General features: G+C 46.7%; 16 protein-coding genes. 2 read left to right on the top strand and 14 right to left on the bottom strand.

The genetic code is table 11. The features are described from left to right. The first annotated feature begins 72 nt into the window (after positions 1–72). Positions 73–348: an acylphosphatase gene (locus GWR21_RS10800; protein ID WP_162331755.1), complete on the top strand. Its 276-nt coding sequence runs from the start codon at positions 73–75 to the stop codon at positions 346–348. A 135-nt stretch (positions 349–483) separates the two neighbouring features. Here the strand turns inward: GWR21_RS10800 and GWR21_RS10795 are convergent, their stop codons facing one another. The 6 genes from GWR21_RS10795 to GWR21_RS10770 all read right to left on the bottom strand — a co-directional run bounded on the left by GWR21_RS10795 (position 484) and on the right by GWR21_RS10770 (position 8,380). Continuing rightward, complete coding sequence (locus tag GWR21_RS10795; protein WP_162331754.1) at positions 484–1,611, bottom strand: C1 family peptidase; 1,128 nt, start codon at positions 1,609–1,611, stop codon at positions 484–486. Positions 1,612–1,716: 105 nt separating this feature from the next. Then, entirely contained in the window at positions 1,717–3,723 is a 2,007-nt protein-coding gene (locus GWR21_RS10790; protein ID WP_162331753.1) for a M56 family metallopeptidase, read from the bottom strand. A gap of 33 nt (positions 3,724–3,756) precedes the next feature. Beyond that, positions 3,757–4,149: a BlaI/MecI/CopY family transcriptional regulator gene (locus GWR21_RS10785; protein WP_162331752.1), complete on the bottom strand. Its 393-nt coding sequence runs from the start codon at positions 4,147–4,149 to the stop codon at positions 3,757–3,759. A gap of 269 nt (positions 4,150–4,418) precedes the next feature. After that, positions 4,419–5,036, bottom strand: a complete 618-nt coding sequence (locus GWR21_RS10780; RefSeq protein ID WP_162331751.1) for a hypothetical protein — start codon at positions 5,034–5,036, stop codon at positions 4,419–4,421. A gap of 74 nt (positions 5,037–5,110) precedes the next feature. Further along, on the bottom strand, positions 5,111–5,980 hold the full coding sequence (locus GWR21_RS10775) for a DUF4249 domain-containing protein (protein WP_162331750.1): 870 nt from the start codon (positions 5,978–5,980) through the stop codon (positions 5,111–5,113). A 21-nt stretch (positions 5,981–6,001) separates the two neighbouring features. Next, the gene (locus tag GWR21_RS10770) at positions 6,002–8,380 is read right to left on the bottom strand and encodes a TonB-dependent receptor (RefSeq protein WP_162331749.1); all 2,379 of its coding nucleotides are present in this window, start codon (positions 8,378–8,380) and stop codon (positions 6,002–6,004) included. Between the two features lie 450 nt (positions 8,381–8,830). Here GWR21_RS10770 and GWR21_RS10765 point away from each other — a divergent pair, with 450 nt between their 5' ends. Beyond that, the gene (locus GWR21_RS10765) at positions 8,831–9,832 is read left to right on the top strand and encodes a helix-turn-helix transcriptional regulator (RefSeq protein ID WP_162331748.1); all 1,002 of its coding nucleotides are present in this window, start codon (positions 8,831–8,833) and stop codon (positions 9,830–9,832) included. A 177-nt stretch (positions 9,833–10,009) separates the two neighbouring features. On the opposite strand, the gene GWR21_RS10760 is transcribed toward GWR21_RS10765, so the two are convergent. The 8 genes from GWR21_RS10760 to GWR21_RS10720 all read right to left on the bottom strand — a co-directional run bounded on the left by GWR21_RS10760 (position 10,010) and on the right by GWR21_RS10720 (position 20,329). After that, positions 10,010–12,247 (bottom strand): sodium-translocating pyrophosphatase, encoded by a 2,238-nt coding sequence (locus GWR21_RS10760; protein WP_162331747.1) that lies wholly within the window; start codon positions 12,245–12,247, stop codon positions 10,010–10,012. Between the two features lie 87 nt (positions 12,248–12,334). Beyond that, positions 12,335–13,879 (bottom strand): NAD(P)H-hydrate dehydratase, encoded by a 1,545-nt coding sequence (locus GWR21_RS10755; protein WP_162331746.1) that lies wholly within the window; start codon positions 13,877–13,879, stop codon positions 12,335–12,337. Positions 13,880–13,987: 108 nt separating this feature from the next. Then, entirely contained in the window at positions 13,988–14,509 is a 522-nt protein-coding gene (locus GWR21_RS10750) for a hypothetical protein (protein WP_162331745.1), read from the bottom strand. A 47-nt stretch (positions 14,510–14,556) separates the two neighbouring features. Next, positions 14,557–15,012: a hypothetical protein gene (locus GWR21_RS10745; RefSeq protein ID WP_162331744.1), complete on the bottom strand. Its 456-nt coding sequence runs from the start codon at positions 15,010–15,012 to the stop codon at positions 14,557–14,559. Positions 15,013–15,081: 69 nt separating this feature from the next. Next, on the bottom strand, positions 15,082–15,360 hold the full coding sequence (locus GWR21_RS31355; protein WP_202929078.1) for a Na+/H+ antiporter NhaA: 279 nt from the start codon (positions 15,358–15,360) through the stop codon (positions 15,082–15,084). Continuing rightward, positions 15,357–17,453: an OstA-like protein gene (locus tag GWR21_RS10730; protein ID WP_162331743.1), complete on the bottom strand. Its 2,097-nt coding sequence runs from the start codon at positions 17,451–17,453 to the stop codon at positions 15,357–15,359. Before GWR21_RS10730 ends, GWR21_RS31355 begins: the two co-directional genes overlap by 4 nt. A gap of 8 nt (positions 17,454–17,461) precedes the next feature. Then, positions 17,462–18,460, bottom strand: coding sequence for an MlaD family protein (locus GWR21_RS10725; protein WP_162331742.1), 999 nt, complete (start codon positions 18,458–18,460; stop codon positions 17,462–17,464). A gap of 207 nt (positions 18,461–18,667) precedes the next feature. After that, a complete protein-coding gene (locus tag GWR21_RS10720; protein ID WP_162331741.1) occupies positions 18,668–20,329 on the bottom strand; it encodes an N-acetylmuramoyl-L-alanine amidase family protein in 1,662 nt (553 codons plus the stop codon). Positions 20,330–20,483 lie beyond the last annotated feature (154 nt).

Raw genomic sequence — 20,483 nt, 5'->3', positions numbered from 1 at the left:
GGGCTGTTTGTAGTTTTGGTAGGTAACGACTGAGGTTGATTTGTATTACTTACCCAGCATCAACGCGTCAATATGGAAAAAATACACAAAGAGATCCTGGTAAAAGGAAAAGTTCAGGGCGTATACTTCAGAGCAAGTGCTAAGCGTACCGCAGACGATCTCGGTATTACCGGCCAGGTGAAGAATCTACCCGACGGCAATGTATTTATAATGGCCGAAGGAGAGGAGCATAAAATGGAATCTTTCATCGCATGGTGCCGGCAGGGGCCTGCTTTCGCTAAAGTGACAGAGCTGGTTATCACAGTCGCACCATTACAGCATTATCAGGCATTTGAAGTAATACGTTGATACAGTAATCCAGTTATCCATCTTATCATAAAGCACTCAAGCTAAGATTTCCCTCAAACAAACTACCATTAAAAAGGGCAGTCAGGTACATTCACCTGGCTGCCCTTTTTAATGGTATAAATGTTAATATCCTGGTTACTTCACCGCCAGCTTTCCACTCAAAGATTTCTCCAGCGCGGCTTTCGGAACGATGATCGTAATAGTATTGATCGCAAAATAAGGAATAGACACCTTGATAAATCCGTCAAAAGGGCCAGCCTTACTACCGTATGAGTTCTTAACAATGAAGAATTCCTTTCCCTTTCCGGTCTTGCCTATACCTGTGATATGCATGAGGTGATCATCCTGGGTGATCAGTCCGTCAAATAACTGCTGACGTTCTTCCTGAGAATAAGCTTTCTCTTCCACATCAGGATTAATAACACTGCTGCGCATGGAAGAATCTTCCACCGGACGCAATGCATACCCTTTACCTACCAGGAAGCCGCGGTTGCTGACATCCGCGTCCCATAGCACAGTATATCCTTTTTCTACCGCGTTCTTTGCGATGCTGATCATTTCATTCAGCGGTACATTGTAATATGCACCGTTGGATACATTGTCAGGCACTTCCACTACAAAAGGACTGTAAAACGGATGGTGTGTAAAGGAAGTAAGGCTCACATAGTCGTCCGCATCGAATTTCACGACCTCCTTAGCAAAGGTTTTAGGCGTATAGGAGTGTCCCTTATAGTTAAAAGTCGCCGGCGGGGCGCCCAGGTGTTTATCCATGATGGCAACAAAGCCCGTTTTCCAGTCAGCAGAAATAGGCTTTTTAGCCTTCAGGACGCTGTCAAGATAGGTTCTCAGTTCAGTCACCATATCTGCATGATCATGCGAAATACGGCCGGCCACAAGGCCACTGTATACTGTTTCCGGCACAATACCATACACGCTGACTGCATGCAGTACGTCATGTCCCAGGCCACCTTCATCAAATCGGGTATACCCCTGTCTATGGATATAGTTTTCCGCTTTCTCCAGGTAGATATTACGTACAGTGAACATTTCGGAGAGGTCCAGTGCCGGCTGACCGTCATGCAGACCTTCCGACTCTATCATAGAAGTGGTGGAAAAACACCAGCAGGTGCCCGTATTCGCCTGATCTTTTACAGGAGTATAGGGGTTATTCCTGGTGATCTTGATCTCTTCTAATGTTTTTATCTCCTGTGCCTGGCTGTGCATGGTAAAAACCAGCGCCAATAATGTAACGGATATTCTCATATGTCTGGTGAGGTTTGATACCTAAAGATAAGGGGTAAAGCCCTAAAAAAAGCGCTACTGCTGTATGAACGGCAGTAGCGCAATATAATGGCGGAAAAAGTAAGGTTAATGTTCGTTCACGTTGATATTCAGGCTGCCTTTTTTGCCTTTGATAGTCAATTCGTCGGCTTTACCAATAACATCGGCGTATTTCTTCAGTACATCGTCTGACTGACGTACGCCATTTATGGTCAGTACATTATTTTTCTTTTCGATGGTATATGCCTTATCTGTATCGATCAGTTTATCATCAGCCATCTGTTTGATCATATTTTTATATTTTGCAGAAGAGGACTCGTCAATCCTTCCATTTTCCTCATCCATCTCTGTTTTTTCGATCACACCATTTTTATTCTTGATGACGATCTGTTTTTTGATCTGTTTCTGCGACTGTTTGATCTCCTGTTTGGCTTTTTCTATTTCCTGGCGGGCGTTGTCCATTGCTTTTTTAAACTCCTCGCTGTTTACGGCGTTTTTAGCCTCTTCCATGCTCTTACGCACTTCATCGGAGTTAAGGGCTGACAGGGCGGTTCTGGCACTTTCTATGCCTATGCGAACGCTTTCCTGGATGACTTTAGGGTCTACCTGACCTTCGGCATTTTTCAGCTCTTTTTTGATGTCATCATTTACTTCATCCCAGTTGATATTTTTCAGGGCAGTGGTCACTTCCGTATTGATCTGGTTCCAGTCAATATTTTTCATTGCCTTATTCACTTCCTCGTTGATCTTGTTAAAATCAACGTTCTTCATGGCGTTGGCCACATCTGCGTTCATCTTGTTCCAGTCAATCTGTTCCATGGCTTTTTTGGCAGCTTCCATGCCGGCATTCGCGGCTTCCATACTGGCGTTGGCAATTTCCAGCTGTGCCCTGGCACGCTCTCTGGCTGTTTCTTTGTCGTTTTTATCAGCTGGCACAGTGTCACGCAGGAAGCGGGTGATGTTGACAACATGCGAGAGGATAGGGGTGCCGGCCACGCTTTTTACAGGTGAAGATAAAACGTTCTCTTTTGTGGCCTCCTTCTTTTCAGCTTTTTCTTCTTTGCGTGGCGGGTTTAACCAGGCAATGGATACAAGACCAACTGCAATGATCATGACAGCCAGTAATTTTTGCGTATAATTGATGTTTTTAGTTTTCATTTCCATGATGCGTTTGATGCGGTGAAATAAATGTTGTTTGTTGTCTGCCGCCGCCATGGCCAGTGCATTGACTGTTAACCGGTATTCTTCCAATGCTACCAGGGCTTTGGCATAATGCAACGGTTGTACCTGATGTTTCAGCACAATATCGTCGCAGCAGTGTTCCCTTTCCAGGCGGATGTTCTTGGAGATCCACCAGATAAAAGGATTAAAAAACAGAATGGTTTCAACGATGGATTGGAAGATATTCAGTAGATAATCATTGCGTTTGATATGCGCCAGTTCATGTACCAGGATCGCTTCCAGCTGTTCTGCTGTGAGATTGTTGAACATGGCGGCCGGCATCAGGATAACAGGTTTCAGAAAACCTATCATCACCGGTACCTGTATGTACTGAGAGATCAGCAGTTTGACCTTACGGGGAATGCGCAGCTGAGTTTTCAGTTTGTCCAGATGATGCGCCCATATTTCATCAATAGGGAACACCTGCTTCTTTCTGATCTGCTGTAGTTGCAGCAGGTCAGCCGTTAATTTGATGGTCATCACTGCCACGCCGGCCACATAGATAGCGACCAGGACAGGAAGCCACATTTCAAGTGTAGGGAACAGTATAGTCAGTTGCGACTGACTTCTGTAGATCTCTGGTACAGCTATCGCACCAGTCTGCCGGACGCCCGTCTCTATCATGATTTGTGCTGCCGCGTGCACCTTCCTGACTGCCTCGATCTGCTGCCATAGTGTGACCGAAAACCAGGTAAATATGCCTGCCAGTGAAATGTAAGACAGGTTATATTTGATGTTAGCTCCCGCCTGTGGCCACAGGTACAGCACAAGACGTAAACAGGCAAAGATGAAGAAGCCCTGCCAGAAAGAATGCAGAAGTGCCCAGCCGAAGGCCTGGATCAGATCTGCAGTGAAGGGGAGTTGTGCAGTCATGATAGTGGTATTAGTTGCGCCGGAGCGCCGGGTTTACTTTTTCTGTTGTTGCTCTATCTCATTCAGATACTGCTTGATCTTATCCAGCTCTTCCTGTGAAGAGCGGTGATTACCCAGTGCCTGCATGACCAGCTGGGTCGCTGATCCATTAAACACCGTATCTATCATCTTGTTCAGTAACTGTTGCTGTGTGCTTTCCTGGGAAATGGCAGCTTCATAGACATGTGTCTTGCTGCTGGTATCCCTTTTTAACAGCCCTTTCTCATGCATGATCTGCATTAGTTTAAGGGTGGTTGTATAGCCGGCGTCCTTGTTCTTTTCTAATATCTCGTGCACATCCCTCACTGTACCTGTGCCCTTCTCCCATAATATACTCAGGATCTCCAGTTCACTTTCTGTAGGCTTATAATTTTTAGCGGTACTCATTTATTTTCAATGATTATTGATCTACGAATATCTTCGTAAACAAATGTACGATAGTTTTCGTAATTGCCAAATCTGTGGGGGAGTTTTTTTAAAAAATTAGGAATTGCATTACTGTAAGTGTCTTCATATAAGACAATAAATATTTCTTTATTCGGGGTTGTACCGGACTTTCAATTAATTGAGAAAGGCATTTTGCCCATCTGCATGAAATCGTTCAGCAAGATGGACAAATATGCCTTTCAGAAAACATTGATTATTGGTAAGCTTCTTTAGAATTTACCTGCTTTCAGCCCTACATGTACAGATGGGCCGCTTAATTTGCTGTCAGTGATACCGATGGTATTGGAACCTGCAATGTAACGGTAAGATGCACCAATATCCAGACGGAGGAACTTCGTGATATTCACCTCAATGTTCGCGAATGGTTCTGCGACAAAGAATCCACTGGCATCACTTATATTGTTGTGATCATCCCAGTCACTGCCCCATTTCTCCCGGCGTCCCACGCCTCCGCCACCTAAGAGAGTGCCGGCTGTCCAGTGTACCAGTTTGTCGGAATTGTGAATATATTCCGCTACAAAACCGGTGTACCAGAGGTTGACATATTCCTTGTAACCACCTGTGTTCACTACCGGCATTTCCACATTATTCACCAGGGAGTAAGCGCCTGCTCCCAGCATGATCTTACCATTCAGTAATACCCCGCCATATCCGCCTGTCAGCAATCCAAATTTACCATCAATGGGTGTAAATTTAGCTGCAGGGACGCCATATGCGCCTATTGTTGTCTTACCTTTTTTGGAAGAGAATAATGTTTCAGTTGTGGCATGCTGTGCCCACGCCTGCTGTGCAACAAGCACCAGCAGCGCTGATAAGATCTTTTTCATAAAATTTAGCTTAAGATTGTTTGGAAGATGCCGGCCATGATGCTTGCCCATGACCGGCTATATTAGTTGAGAAATTACTCTATTATGCGTTCTTTGCTACTTACGGCCGAGGTGCCGAAAAAGCCCAGTATCCTGGATTTACCACCACCTGGTGTTACATTGATGGCATTACATTTTACGTTTTCCAGCACTTTGGCAAACAGGCCGCCGGAGTATAGCTGTTCCTCTACCTGTGTCAGGAAGAAATGACTCTGATAGGTAAGAGAGCGCAGTTTTACGATCACCTTTTCACCTTTCTGGAATGGCTTGTCGAAGTCCGTCACGGCTTCCTGTATCGGCAGAATGAATGACGCGCCATCTTTCACACTCTGATCAAAATATCCATCCACGGAGAACGCATCGCCCACCTTATGCTGCAGGTCATTTATGTAGGAACGCATCCAGTAATAATCCACGCCTCCTTCAATGTCCTTCGCATGAAACTTCGCTACATAACCATCTTCAGATACAAAATTCTCTTCCTTTGTCTGATACTCGTATGAGATGGAATCGATCGGTGTGATCCTTTTAATCGTGTCCACCGCTTCAAATACTTCAGTATTATATTCTACTCTCAGTCTGTACGCATGTCCTATTACGCCTACTGTTTCATTATCTCCCGGATCATAGTTATAGTATCCATCCTTAAATGTGAACAGGTATGATTTATTCGCTGTCTCATCCAGTAGCGTGATCACGGCATCTCCTATAACCGGCGCCGGCGTCTGATCTGTGTAAGGCAGTGATTTGGTGAACCTGATCTTCTGTACACCTGGTTCAGTAGTGATCCATGCATCCAGCACCGGATAGGAGGTGCCTTTTTGTATATCGAGATCTACCACATCCTCGCAGGCAGTAAAGGCTGCTGCTATCGCCAGTAATATGCCGAGTCTGATCTTTTTCATCTGTATTGTGTTTAAAGGATGTTAGAATATGAAATTGTAGGTGATGCCTGGGATGATTGAACCAATGATAGACAGGCGTACTGCTTCTTTCTTGGATGCATCGTCTTCATTCTGCCTGAAGTAGATCGTGTAGGCATTCCTGCGTCCGTATACGTTATACAGGGAAAATACCCATTCACCTTTCCAGCGTTTCAGTTGTTTACCCTTTACAGTCAGCGACATGTCCAGACGGTGGAAAGAAGGCAGTCTGTAGTTGTTACGCTTGTCAGTACTGTTGTACGGAATATCCCAGTCCTGGAACTCCAGCCGGCTGTCAGCAAAGGTGGCTGGTGTACCTGACGCATATACCCAGTTGGCAGAAAGAGATGTGCGTTTTGATAATTCGCGAGTTACAACCAGGTTCAGGTTGTGTGTACGGTCGTAGCGGTTCAGGAACCATTCATCCTTGCTGATACCTGTGGTCTGTCTTTCAGAGCGGGACAATGTATAGCTGATCCAGCCTGTTGTTTTACCTAATTCCTTTTTAGCCATCAGTTCCAGACCGTAAGAGCGACTGTGTGACTGCAGGAGGTCTCCCTCTATCTGCTGATTCAGCTGGAGGTTTGCATTGTCTATATAGTCCAGTTGATTCTCCATGTTTTTGTAAAATGCTTCTGCAGAGATCTCAAATACATTCGAAGGCGCGTCGTACACATATCCGAGGGTATACTGGTCAGCTACCTGCGGTTTGATATTGTTGGTGCTCGGTGTCCAGATATCCAGCGGGGTGGGAGAGGCGGTATTGGACAACTGGTGCATGAACTGTGTGGTACGTGCATAGGAAGCTTTCAGCGCATGGTTAGGCGATATCGCATAGCGGGCTGTTGCTCTTGGCTCAAGATAAGCATACGCCTTGATCACTTCATTAGCACCGTATTCCTTTGTACCGGTCAGTGTTCTGCGGATGCCCGGTGTCGTATCATTGTAGTAGTAGGCAGTACCCTTACCCAGGTATTGATAGGAAGATAAACGCACACCGTACTGTACACCGAACTTACTGCTTGGTTTCCACTCGTGATCTAAATAAGCCGCAGCTTCCAGACCATGTTGCTGTGTCAACTGCTTCACGGAAGTTTCATCGCCTTCGATACCCGTACCTGTACCTGGTTTGAAAGTATAGTAGATACCCTGCAGACCGAAATGCACACTGTTCTGTGTATTGATGTAATAAGTGAAGGCTGGCTTTACACCATAGTTGATGATGTTGGATGTCCATTTATAACGCTGGCTGGCCTCGCCGGCGCCTTTATCACTTTCATTGTTGAAGTCGAGACTGTAATCGTAGTTGCTGTAGAAGGTGGTCAGGTTCAGGAAGGTCTTGTTGGTGAACACGTGGTTCCAGCGTACCGTCGCTGTTTTATTCCCCCAGTTCATATTCACCTGTGTTCCGAAACCAAATACATCACGGCCGAGATAACCACTGGCAAACAGCGTATTGTTCTTATTCAGCTTGAAGTTCACCTTACCTGTCAGGTCATAGAAATTCAGCTTGGTATCTTTCATATCGCCCTTCAGGAATGGCTTCATCAGGATGTCGATATAAGAACGGCGGGCGGCGATGATAAAGGAAGATTCATCCTTCTTGATCGGGCCTTCCAGGGACAGTCGGCTGAATACATTGCTGATACCGCCATTTACGTTGAATTTCTGGTTGTTTCCGTCCTTCATGCGTATGTCAAGTACTGAAGAGGTACGACCGCCGTATTCGGCCGGAAAACCGCCTTTAATCAGATTGATACTTTTTACTGCATCCGGGTTGAATACGGAGAAGAAACCCAGCATGTGGGTCGAGTTATATACAGGGGCTTCATCCAGCAGGATCAGGTTCTCATCAGCAGCTCCACCACGTACGTTGAAGCCACTGGCGCCTTCACCTACCGTGTTCACACCTGGTAATGTCTGAATAGAACGCAGTACATCCACTTCCCCCATAAACGTAGGCATCTTCTTCATCTGTGCGATGTCCAGCCTGTTCAGACTTGTGGTAAGTGTATTGACCGCTTTCTCCTGCTTGTTACCCGTTACTGTAACAGTGCTCAGCTGACTGCTCGACTTCTCCAGTTTAATATCCAGGGTTTTATTGCCCTTCAGGGAAACGTGCATTTTGGTGGGCGCATAGCCAATATAGGAGAACTGTATATCATGATCGCCAGCAGGGAGCGTCAGGGAATAAAAACCATATTCATTGGTCACTGTACCCAGACTGGTGCCCGATTTGGATACAGAGATCCCGATCAGGCTTTCGCCGTTTTGCTGGTCTTTTACGTAACCGCTTACAGTATATTTTTGTTGTGCATGTACATAGGTTACCTGCATAAGCAGCAGGCATACGCCCAGCAGCATAAGTAATCTCGTCTTCATATAAGGTACTTGTAATTGTTTAATAGCGGATAGGTGGCTATAACATTTTTTGTTTACGCATATATGACGAGAAGATATAAGATCACCCCTATGTGGTAAATACGTATTTTTTAAAACTGGATAATTTAGTCCAGTATCTCACAATGGAAACCCATGCTACGGATGAATAGAATGACATCGTTCTCTGCTAAAGGCAATGGTCCTGGTATTATACGCATGACTTTATCACAGTCCTCAGTATCAATGGTGCAGTCGTTGATATTAAAATGAGCCCGTATCGCCTTTATAATCGTATGCTTGTCCTGTTGTGTACATATATTTGTACGGAATATTCCGACCACCATGACTATTATTATTAAATGTTATGGAATATTTTTGTGCAAAAGTGAGGGTCTCTGTCCGTATAACTGTTACACGAAAAGGATTAAAATTTATATTTAAAGGATTTTTATGGACATCCAGATCAGAAATGACGCCAGCGAAATAATCTATACTGACCAGCAGGAATTTCCGCTGGAAAAGCTGCGTTCCCCTTCTCTGATAGAAGATGTACAGTCGCTGAACTTAAATTTTGCTGATGGCGATTTCCAGGAGATCTATTTCGACGGCTATCATATAGCTATCGGAGGCGCCAATGTATACGAGAACCTCCACATCACTACTACAGAACATATCTCTACTATATCGTTAATGTTTGTACTGAACGGCGAATTTGAGACAGGTCCGGGAATGGAACTGGGCGACTTTGCCAAACGTCGTTACAAGTCATTGGAACATAACCTGTTCTATAATCCTACTATTGCAGAAAACACGGATGTGGAGAAACAGCGGAATTTTGAAATGATATCCCTGAGTTTTTCAAAGGAACGTTTTCTCGAACTGGCAGTCAATAACGGCAGGGTCCTCGACCAGCTGGCTGACAAGGTCGCCGGTGACAGGATGATATATCTGAACAGAAAGAACAATCCGCCCATCACGACCCGCATGATGATGGTACTGGAAGAAATACGCCGGTGCCAGTTCACCGGAGGTATAAAGAAGCTGTTCCTGCAATCCAAAGTACTAGAATTACTTGCCCTGCAATGCGAACAGTATGAACGTACAGAACAGATACGTAGTTCGGTGCAACAAATATCAGCTGCTGAAAAAGAGAAGTTGTACTATGCCCGGGACCTGCTGCTGAAAAGTATGCACACGCCTCCTTCTCTGGCTGTACTGTCCAAAATGGCAGGACTGAACGAGTTCAAACTAAAAAATGGCTTCCGTCAGCTTTTTGATAATACCGTATTTGGTTACCTCAATGACCACCGGATGGAATATGCCAGAAAAATGATCCTGCGCCAGCAATCTTCTATGACCGAAATAGCAGATGAACTGGGCTTCTCTTCCGTGCAGCACTTCAGCATCGCTTTCAAAAAGAAATTTGGGGTAAGTCCCAGCAAGATAAAATAGTATTCAGCCTGCCTGCATAGACGAACTCAGTCGGGTACCGGTTTAGTAGCTGTTTATACTTACTAAACCGAATGTGCACCAGTGGTAACTGGCGAATATACCCGGCTCCGGTGAGATAAAAATGTAAAGGGTGTTCCGCCGCAGCGGAACACCCTTTACTTATGTGAGTAGATTATTCTATTTTTTGGCCAGTACAGCAGCTGCTGTTTTTGCCTGTGTTACCTGCTCGGTAGCTGGCGCTTTTTTAACCGCCACCTTCGGTGCAGTACCATGTAATTCCGCCAGTGTAGGAGCAATTACCAGTGATACGATAGACATCAGTTTGATCAGGATATTCATAGACGGGCCGGAAGTATCCTTGAACGGATCGCCCACGGTGTCGCCGGTTACAGACGCTTTGTGTGGCTCTGATTTTTTATAGTAGATCTGGCCTTTGATCTCAACGCCTTTTTCGAAGGACTTTTTAGCATTATCCCAGGCGCCACCGGCATTATTCTGGAACATACCCATCAACACACCACTCACGGTCGCTCCTGCCAGGAATCCGCCCAGTACCTCAGGGCCGAAGATGAAACCTACGGCAATAGGGGAGATGATCGCAATACTTCCCGGCAGCATCATCTTTCTGATGGATGCCTGCGTGGAGATGGCCACACATTTATCATATTCTGGTTTACCAGTACCTTCCATGATACCTGGTATTTCCTTGAACTGACGGCGTACTTCCTCCACCATGCTCATTGCTGCTTCCCCCACAGCACGGATGGCCAGGGAGGAGAAGATGAACGGGATCATGGCGCCAACGAACAGGCCTGCCAGCACATCTGCGTGGTAAATATCAATACCATTGATACGTGCCACGCCTACGAATGCTGCAAACAGCGCCAGGGCTGTCAGTGCTGCGGAAGCGATCGCAAAGCCTTTTCCCGTAGCCGCTGTGGTATTACCTACGGCGTCTAGGATATCGGTTTTTTCACGTACTTCTTTAGGTAACTCGCTCATTTCCGCGATGCCGCCTGCATTATCTGCGATAGGACCAAAGGCATCAATAGCCAGCTGCATCGCTGTAGTGGCCATCATACCTGCTGCGGCGATGGCCACACCGTACAAACCTGCACAGGCAAAAGAACCGTAGATACCGGCGGCCAGTACGATGATCGGCAGCAGGGTCGATTCCATACCTACCGCCAGACCAGCGATCACGTTCGTCGCGTGACCTGTCGAAGACTGACGTATAATAGACAGCACAGGACGTTTACCCATTGCTGTATAATATTCCGTGATGAGGCTCATCAGCGTACCCACGGCCAGACCAACAACGATGGCGCCCACTACGCCGTTCTGTGTAATGGCTTTGCTACCGGCTTTCAGTTCGCTGGTGCCTTCTACGAAGTCGCGTTTCAGGTAGATCGCTTCCGCTGGCAGGATATAATATACCAGGGCAGCACTCGCAATAGCGGAGAGGATGATAGATCCCCAGTTGCCCATATTCAGTGCTCTTTGCACCACACCTGTGTTCAATCCGGCGTTGTCAGATATTCTTACGAATAAGGTAGCGATGATGGAAAATACAATACCGATACCTGCGATCAGCATTGGCAGGATAATAGGGGCTACGCCGCCGAAATTATCATTGGAAATGATCTCACTGCCTAATACCATGGTAGCCAGTACTGTTGCCACATACGAACCGAACAGGTCAGCCCCCATACCAGCCACATCACCCACGTTATCGCCTACGTTATCCGCGATCGTAGCAGGGTTACGCGGATCGTCTTCGGGAATGCCGGCTTCTACCTTGCCTACCAGGTCAGCACCGACATCCGCTGCCTTCGTATAAATACCACCGCCTACACGTGCGAACAGGGCAATGCTTTCTGCGCCAAGAGAGAAGCCGGTCAGTACTTCGATCGTCCTGATCATTTCTTCTGTATTGGCGTTGGCGCCGAAATACGCTTTCAGGATGATAAACAATCCGCCAAGTCCGAGTACGGCGAGACCGGCTACACCCATTCCCATCACGGAACCTCCTGTAAAGGACACTTTCAGTGCGTTGGAAAGACTCGTACGCGCCGCCTGTGCAGTGCGTACATTCGCTTTGGTTGCTATCTTCATTCCGATAAAACCTGCGGTGGCAGAGAAAACTGCGCCTATAATAAAGGCGATGGCAATTGTCCAGTCAGAGTTGTGATTTGTAGCGCCCATATAGCCTAGCAGCAGTGCGGCTATAATTACAAAATAGGTAAGGATCTTATATTCGGCTTTGAGAAATGCCATTGCTCCTTCTGCAATATACTGGGCAATTTCTTTCATTTTTTCATTGCCGGCGTCCTGGCGGGATACCCAGGAACTTCGGATAGCGGTAAATAGCAAAGCTAGTAGTCCAAAACAAGGAACGAGGTAAACGATATTCATATACGTGGTTTTTACAATTCTATAAATATAACCTTTTATCGATTATTAATGATGGGGATTTGATGCCATAAATGGGGTGAAAATGGGCTAACAGGAGTGGTCCTTACGCAGCTGCAGAAAGCTCTTTCCGAGGAACTCAACAATATCTTCCGCTATCATGGCTTCTTCTGAGCATTCTGCTGCTGCGTGGTCGCCGGAGCGCCCATGCAGCCATACGCCCATTAACATCGCCTCTTCCGGTGGATAACCCTGCGCCAGCAGCGAAGTGAGTATACCCGTGAGTACATCGCCACTGCCCCCGGTCGCCATACCCGGGTTGCCGGTCGTGTTGAACCAGATGGAGCCATCAGGAAAGGCCATTGCCGTGTAGCGGCCTTTCAGCAGGATGTGCAGGTGTCTCTTAACAGCATGATCTGATAACACCTGCAGCCGCTCCATATCATTGGCCGTTTTGCCGAACAGTCTTTCAAACTCTTTCGGATGTGGTGTCAGGATAGAACCTGCAGGCACTTTATCCAGCAGGGCAGGAGACCCACCCAGTATATTCAGGGCATCAGCGTCTATAACCATGGGCTGCTGATAGTGGTCCAGCAGTTTTTCGAATGCCCAGCAGGTGCCGGCAGCTGTACCGAGACCAGGACCAATACCAATGGTCTTATACTTTGCTGCTGCCGCCGCGTTAGGAATATGATTGTGGAAACTGGAGCTGTGGTCTTTCTGGTCATCAATGAAACACATCGCCCCTGGTGCTGAGATCTGCATGATCTCATAGCCGCATTTGGGAATATGGCACGACAGCAGTCCCACGCCTGCACGCAGACACGCCTTTGCGCTGAGTACGGCGGCGCCGATCTTGCCTTCGCTCCCTGCTATTAACAGTGCATGTCCGAAAGTGCCTTTATGCGAAAATGGTTTGCGCGGACGGTAAATGTTCTTTATCTGGACGGTATCGGTGATATTAAAACGGGAAGGGGTTTGCGCAATATAATCCGGGGAAAGATCTATCGGAAGTATACATATTTCCCCTACATAACCTGCATTTTCAGGTAACAGGAATGCCAGTTTATAAAACTCGAAACTAAGTGTCTGATCTGCTTTGATGACAGGCGTGTGAAGAGAAGAAGCATCTGCCTGTAAACCGGAAGGAATATCGATCGCAACGATATGATGGGCAGCTTTGAGTTCATTCAGCTGATCGATGATGGCAGCGGTCCAGCCTTCTGCCGGACGACTGAGCCCTGTTCCCAGAATGGCATCTATGATCAGGGCATGTGCGTCAGGACGGGGTAACAACCCATTTTCCGGTATATCATGAATAGCAGATGGATATTGCTGCTGCAATGCCTGCCGGTTCGCTGTATGGTCCGCAGATGTTTTGGAACTATGGTGTAACACATATGCATGGGCGTCGTACCCTCTGTTACGCAGCAGGCGGGTAATGGCCAGTCCGTCACCTCCGTTATTGCCCATTCCGCAGAAGATATATACCGGTGTATCCTCGCTGTAATGGCGACAGATCCATGCCGTGCAGGCAATGGCTGCCTTCTCCATGAGATCAAGGCTGCTGATGGGCGTTTGAGAGATCGTGTAAGCATCTGCTTCACGGATCTGCTGTGCTGTGAATATTTTCATGGTGACGATGTGCCTGAGGGCATAGCTTATAAATATAAGCAAAAAAAAAACGACCACACCGTATTACGGTATGGTCGCTCTAATATTGTTTATTGTTCAGTCGATCGCTTAGAATGTGTATCTAACAGATGCACCACCAATTTCTTCTCCAACGAAGTGGGTACCACCGTTGAAGTTGAAGTAAGGCTTCAGGTCAGCGCTCACCAGTAACGGAATTTTCTTGAATTTGTATTCCAGACCTACGATACCGTCCAGACCAGCTGTTACGTAAGTACCATCACCATGTCTCCAGTAATCGTCATAGTTGTAGTCACGACGGTCATAGATACCCACGTGTGCACCACCACCGAAGTACAGGTGAAATTCTGGTTTAGGGAATGGAGCGATATGGTATTCATACAGGCCGGTGAAGGTTACGTTTCTTCTGTTACTAACATTCGTTGTTATCAAACCTTCAATCGCATGGGGACCTGTGAAGAAGTGCTTAATGGTACCGCCTACGAGCCATGGGTTCACTCTCAGACCTACAGCATTTTCATAACCAAAAGATCCGGAATTGCCCCTTCTTTGTGCATTTGCCGTCACTGCCATCATTGTGATCAGGCTAAATAATAACACAACTTGTTTCATAATTATAACTGTTTAAAAGAATTGCGTATAAGGTTTTTCAGGCTGTTTTATTTTCCGAATGTATACCTGACAGATACAGCGAAATCTGTAAGGTCGGAAGAGGTGTTGAAGTGGATAGCTGGTTTCCAGTCAAGACTTAGGTTTACTGGCAGCGAAGGAAATGTATAATCAATTCCTCCTATACCGTCTACGCCCGCTATAAATTTCATATTCCCATCCGTTTTGCGGGTTCCCAGATGTGCACCGCCTCCTATAAACCATCCGAAGCCCTGAATTGTTTGCGGGGACAGGTCAAAATGGTGTTCATAGAGGCCGGTCACTGTGAAGGTCCCGGAATACACGCCGGCTATACCTTCGACGGCATTCGCATCATTAAAAAAATAACGTGCGGTACCACCGAACGGCAAGCCCAGACGTAATCCCAATTGCGGATTACCTTTTGTTTGTGCAGTCACTGTGTGAACGCACACTCCAAGCAGCAGGGTTATGAACAGACGTTTCATAAATTATTGCATTGCTTCGCAATAACGGTGCCAAGATGCAGTTTATTATCTTCCTATTAAAAATATTTTTCATTTTACTATCCGCAGATAGCAGTATCCTAATAGTCCTGATGCCAGCGAAGCCGCTATGACGGCTATTTTCGAAGTGACCTGCCAGTCGGCTGACGTATAGGCGAGGGTGGCAATGAAAATGGACATGGTAAATCCGATGCCACAGGCCAGGTAAGCGGTTTGCCATGTACTGTTAGCCAGGATTAAAGAAAAAGCCGTGCAGATGATCAAAATGATTCCTACTGCACGGCTATCCTGTAAAAACTCGTAGATCGGTGATAAAAATTTCTTTATCAAAATTCGTCCTCCTCTTTTTTAGGAACTTCCTCCGCAGGCTTCTTCACGTCTTCCGCTGTACCTAACAGCTCGTATTTACTCTTAGGCCGGCGTTTGATATCCCAGTGGAAGTTTTCCAGCTGCATCTGGTCCAGCGGACGTTGCGTGAACGGATACATGGTACCTTCCGGATCTTTGATGAATGAAATGGTATTCAGTTCACCTCCCCTGAAGTAGATGTTGATCACACCACTCAGCGTTCTGTTCACACTGATGTAGGCTTTATCATCATCCTGGACGTAATAAATGCTTTCTGCATTTCCGTCCACATGCATCCAGTCAATGGCCTGTCCGGTGAAGTAGCCTGTGATCTGGTTGCCCTTGATCTGGTTATACATATTCGGGCCGGACTCTTTTACCATCAGACCATTCTGGTCCAGCAGCAGTTTGTCCGCCTTCTGATTCTTTGTGTACATAAAGATCGTATCTCCGCTCAGCTGTGTTTCGTTCGCCCACAGTACAGGGTTTCTGTAGAAACGGAAGATGGAATCCTTACCGGAATAATAGATACTGTCCGCCACACCCTGCAGGGAGTCGGAATAGATACGTACATGGTGCCATGCTTTGATGAACCGGATCTCGGTAGTATCGTTTGCATTGGAACTGGTATCAGCAGTTTCGGATAGTTGTGCTAAACCGGCGGTGTCTTTCGGTGTGAGCAACCTGGCTTTCAGGTTGTTCAGTGAATCTTTCGCCAGTGAAATACCCGCAGGTCTGAACACTTTCGAGGTATCTTTGGCTATTGCCAGCGCAGTATCAATATTACTGATAACCTGTTCTTTCACGTCGGCTACTGCCAGACTATCTTTTTTCAATGCTTCGCCTTTCTCTTTCAGCTTTGCCAGTGCGTTTTCTTTCAGTGGAACGAGCGCAGAATCCGGTGGAGCGACCATTACCGGTACCAGTTTGCTGCTGTCGCCTGCGGCCTGCCGTAGTTTTTTCGCAAAGGCACTGGTATCGTCCGGAAGCATCCCTGCCGGTATGTTCGGCAGCGCCGGTGGCCGGGCCTTTACACGGGCAGGTGCTTTTTCTGTTACTGCAACGGAGTCCGTGGAGGCCCTTACCGGAGCTACTGTGAAGGTATCTTTTTTGATAATACCGGAGTAGAGTGTGTCTGCGGTCATGAAGAGCGTGTCGTTATCGCGTTCCATGATAAGCAGCGGATGCTGGGTTGCCAGGATGGTCTTTTCCACCTGGTTTACGGTGCCGTAGTTGGACAACAGGGTCATTTTCTGCGCCGTGTCCCGGTATACCATATTACCAACAGCATAGGCCAGACCGGTACGCTTATCCATCGTGATCCTGTCGGCTGTGATGGTGGCAGTACTGTCTTCAATGGTGGGTCTGCTGTCGAAGTTACCCTCACCGGTTTCTGTATTATATTCTCCCGAGGTCGTGTACATCACCGTCTTGCCATCATTGATGGTCGTAGGAGCGATGATGGTGGCTATTTTCGTTCCGGTATTATACAATAAGGTATCGGTGGTCAGGGTGTATTGCGGATCGACCAGTAATACGTTATAATTGAAGTAAACGTCTTTGGTATCGGCATAGTAATAACCTTCCTGGCTGGTCAGCACGCTGGAGCCATTGACCAGTTTACCGCCTTTGACATAGGTACCGATGCGGGCATTCATGTCATACTGCAGTTCCGGACCAGAGAGTGTCACCTTTCCATCGGTCAGGCGTGCATTATCGCGCAGTGTGGCCATACGGGTATCACCTTCATAGTGAAGGTATTCTCCGTAGATGTGAATGCTATCGGCCTGGTTAATATGTATATGACCATAGGCATCCAGTACGTTGGTGGCCCTGTTGATCAACGCGCTGTCACAATAGAATAAAGTATTGCCCTGACGGAAAATGGCATTGCCTATGAACCTGTTCAGTTGTGCGTTTTCTTTCGTGAGTACATTCAGTTTATCAGACTGAATGATATGTATCACCTGGGTAGTATCATTCCGGGCGGATGTTGTATCCTGCGCTTTGACAGTGAACATACCTCCGAGAAACAATCCGGCCAGGACAAGCCCGCATTTTGCTAATTGGTGCATTTTCAAGATTATAGTGCCTTAGCGGTGTCAGATGGTATGGGCTGTACTTTTGATTTCTTTCCAAACAGTGAGAAATGCACATAACGTTTTGGATTTACGCGCAGGTCTTCCAGCAGTTTGTTCAGGTTACCGAGTGAATTCTGCAGATTGTTATACACTTTCTTATCGTTTAGCATCAGGCCTACAGAACCGTCTGTACTATTGAGTTTTGCGATCGTTTCATTCAGGCGGACAGACAGCTGGTGTAATTCTCCCAGTGTTTTATCCAGTTCCCCGTTGGCAAGGGCAGCAGTTGTTTTTTCTGCGTTACCCAATATGGCAGTGATCTTGTCGTTATTGTTTTTCAGATTGGCTGTCAGTGCTTCCAGGTTGTCGAAGGTCGCCGTCACTTTACCATGTTTAGGATCCAGCAGATGATTAAGGGATGCGGAAGTCTGGGTAAAGTTGCTCATCGTGGTGTTCAGGTGAGCGATCGCTTCGCGCAGGTTGCCTTTGGTACCCGGATCGAAGATGGAATTGACAGTCATCAGTACAGAATCTACGGAACCCAGGGTACCCTCCAGTTTTTTTACGAGCGGGTTGAGTTGTTCTTTCAGTGCATCTGTAATAGAGCCGTCTACAGCAGCATAGATGGTATCGCCGCTCTGAAGATAGGCATTGGCGTTACCAAAGTCTATCTGCACGGTCTTGGTACCCAGCAGGTCGCTGGAAATGCGTGCTACAGAGTTCTGAGGGATATCGATCTTTTTAGTGATCCTCAGTTCTACAAGGATCCTGCCTGCATTCTTATCCATGATCTCCAGGTTAGCCACACTACCCACTACCAGTCCGTTTACCTGTACGGTAGCAGAAGGCTGAAGGCCATTTACCTGGGTATATACAGCATAAATTTTCTTACTTGTTGAAAAAAGGCTTTTACCTTTTAACAAATTAAAACCCAAAATTAACAGCGCAATCGAGACAGCTGCAAGAACGCCCACTTTGGTTTCATTAGATACTTTAAGCATAGAATACGTTATACGTTGCTACAAAAATAATCAAAAAAGGTTGCGGGCAATCACAATCGGAGTGCCGGGCGTCAATACCAGATCTGATACCGTTCTGTTGAACAGCAGGCAAATATGCAGCTTTTCGGGAAAAAAGTAAGGTATATATTATTAAAGGAGATCGTGGGGTGGGTTAAATGTCGTGGTGTAACGGGGTAGGGCAGGGGCTTATCGGCTGGCTATACGGTTGTTGTCGGCACTAATGATGGACGCATTCCAGAAGCCGGCTTTTTTTGCTTTACTAAGTGCAGCGCTGGCTTCTTTTTCTGTTTTGAAGTTCACCCAGGTGTATTTATTAAGTGACTTCCGGTTGATGACTACGGTCTCTCTGATAATAGTACCACGAAGGTCTTTGAAAACAGGAGCGCTGCGGGTATATTTTTTTTCGGTGACAACTAACTGGATATCATATTTAAAGTTGACCTTCGGTACGCTCCTGGGGGTAGCAGGGGCTGGCGTTGCTGCGGCCAGCTGTTTTTTATCATTCCCCTGACCTACCAGCACTGCTTTCCGGAAGCCAAGCTGCTTTGCCTGACGCAAAGCAGCATTTACTTCTGTCTGGGACTTAAAGCTGCCCCAGATGTATTTATATTTATTGGTCCTGACAATCTGTTCCTTCCGGATGGTGCCTCTCAGTTTATTAAAAATAGAGGCGTCACGGGTGTATTTTTTGTCGCTGACCAGTAGTTGTATGTCATACTTATATGCCCTGCTGGGTTCTTCCCTGCGGGCAGCTACCTGACGGGTAGCTGGTTTAGGTGTAGTTTTAGCAGGCGTTTTGGCGGCTATAGCGGTGGCCGGTTTCCTGTTGCCGCTGCTGTTCTTGTTCGTCCTTGATCTCGGATTGTAAGTGACTGGCGAACCGGTAGAGCTGGATTCGGAAGCAGGAGATACCTGTTGTCTGTCTTCCGGCGCACTGTAACGGCCCAGTTCATCCTTATATTTTTTGATCGCTTTAAATATACAGCCGGCAGCTTCCAATTGCCCCTTGTCAGAGTTCAGGTAATCCTCTTCTTCCGGATTGCTGATGAAGCCCAGTTCCACCAGTACGCTCGGCATAGCGGTCGCCTGGAGTACCCATATCCCTTTTTCATCGCGTTGACGGGCGCCACGGCTGATACGGCCTACACCGGTAAATTCATCTTCAATAAGCGTAGACAGTCGGAGGCTCTGATCAAAATAGGCGTTACGGAGGGTGTTCAATAATATAAAGGTTTCAGGATCAGACATATCCAATACGGAATTCGCATCTTCCGAATTGGCGTCCAGCATGATTACAGAGCTTTCTTTCAGTGATTCTGTCTTGGCATTGTTCTTTCCGGTAGCCCACACATAGGTCTCGGTACCCTGTGCAGTACTGGGAGAGGTGGCGTAGATCGCTCTTTTTACAGGAACTTTCTTTTTGCCTTTCTTCACATAAACGGTTTTGTAACCGGTTACTTTGCGGGTAGGGCCGGCAGAGTTACAGTGAATCGAAATAAAAAGGTCTCCTTTTTCCCTGTTGGCAATAATCGCCCGCTCATTCAGGTCGGCACGGAGGGTAGAACCCAGGGCATTCCTGGTTTTACGTGTATAAACTACACGTACATCCTTCATATTCTCCTCTATCAGTTTCCCCAGTTTCAGCGCGACGTCCAGTACAACCCCTTCTTCGGTGGAGTATTTACCACGGGCTCCAGGTGTCTGGGCACTATGGCCCGGATCGATCACGATAGTCCTGAGGGGAGGATTTTGTTTTTTACCTATTGACGGTCGGTTCGTAGCATAAAGCAGGATCGTGCCGAGAAAGATGGCACATCCTAAAAAGATCCAAAATCGGTTCCAGCGCATGACTCAGTTTTTATATAATTTAATGGGCGTTAGTATTGTGTTAAATTGTGCAAAGATCGCAGCGTCCGCTTTGATCCATGAACAGTCGTTCGTATTTTGTCGTCGATAAATGACCGGATGCTTTGTTTGGCCTGGCACTCAAATTCGTTTTACA

Origin of the sequence: Chitinophaga agri (assembly GCF_010093065.1) — a bacterium.
Taxonomy (GTDB): Bacteria; Bacteroidota; Bacteroidia; order Chitinophagales; family Chitinophagaceae; genus Chitinophaga; species Chitinophaga agri.
Note: the sequence above shows the minus strand (reverse complement) of the source record. Positions and strands in the feature narration are given on the sequence as shown.

What these genes read in the sequence shown, in the direction of transcription:
- GWR21_RS10770 (WP_162331749.1), bottom strand. Translation starts at nt 8,380, where the DNA reads ATGAAGACGAGATTACTTATGCTGCTGGGCGTATGCCTGCTGCTTATG.
- GWR21_RS10800 (WP_162331755.1), top strand. Translation starts at nt 73, where the DNA reads ATGGAAAAAATACACAAAGAGATCCTGGTAAAAGGAAAAGTTCAGGGC.
- GWR21_RS10755 (WP_162331746.1), bottom strand. Translation starts at nt 13,879, where the DNA reads ATGAAAATATTCACAGCACAGCAGATCCGTGAAGCAGATGCTTACACG.
- GWR21_RS10750 (WP_162331745.1), bottom strand. Translation starts at nt 14,509, where the DNA reads ATGAAACAAGTTGTGTTATTATTTAGCCTGATCACAATGATGGCAGTG.
- GWR21_RS10760 (WP_162331747.1), bottom strand. Translation starts at nt 12,247, where the DNA reads ATGAATATCGTTTACCTCGTTCCTTGTTTTGGACTACTAGCTTTGCTA.
- GWR21_RS10775 (WP_162331750.1), bottom strand. Translation starts at nt 5,980, where the DNA reads ATGAAAAAGATCAGACTCGGCATATTACTGGCGATAGCAGCAGCCTTT.
- GWR21_RS10795 (WP_162331754.1), bottom strand. Translation starts at nt 1,611, where the DNA reads ATGAGAATATCCGTTACATTATTGGCGCTGGTTTTTACCATGCACAGC.
- GWR21_RS10745 (WP_162331744.1), bottom strand. Translation starts at nt 15,012, where the DNA reads ATGAAACGTCTGTTCATAACCCTGCTGCTTGGAGTGTGCGTTCACACA.
- GWR21_RS10765 (WP_162331748.1), top strand. Translation starts at nt 8,831, where the DNA reads ATGGACATCCAGATCAGAAATGACGCCAGCGAAATAATCTATACTGAC.
- GWR21_RS10730 (WP_162331743.1), bottom strand. Translation starts at nt 17,453, where the DNA reads ATGCACCAATTAGCAAAATGCGGGCTTGTCCTGGCCGGATTGTTTCTC.
- GWR21_RS10785 (WP_162331752.1), bottom strand. Translation starts at nt 4,149, where the DNA reads ATGAGTACCGCTAAAAATTATAAGCCTACAGAAAGTGAACTGGAGATC.
- GWR21_RS10780 (WP_162331751.1), bottom strand. Translation starts at nt 5,036, where the DNA reads ATGAAAAAGATCTTATCAGCGCTGCTGGTGCTTGTTGCACAGCAGGCG.
- GWR21_RS10720 (WP_162331741.1), bottom strand. Translation starts at nt 20,329, where the DNA reads ATGCGCTGGAACCGATTTTGGATCTTTTTAGGATGTGCCATCTTTCTC.
- GWR21_RS10725 (WP_162331742.1), bottom strand. Translation starts at nt 18,460, where the DNA reads ATGCTTAAAGTATCTAATGAAACCAAAGTGGGCGTTCTTGCAGCTGTC.
- GWR21_RS10790 (WP_162331753.1), bottom strand. Translation starts at nt 3,723, where the DNA reads ATGACTGCACAACTCCCCTTCACTGCAGATCTGATCCAGGCCTTCGGC.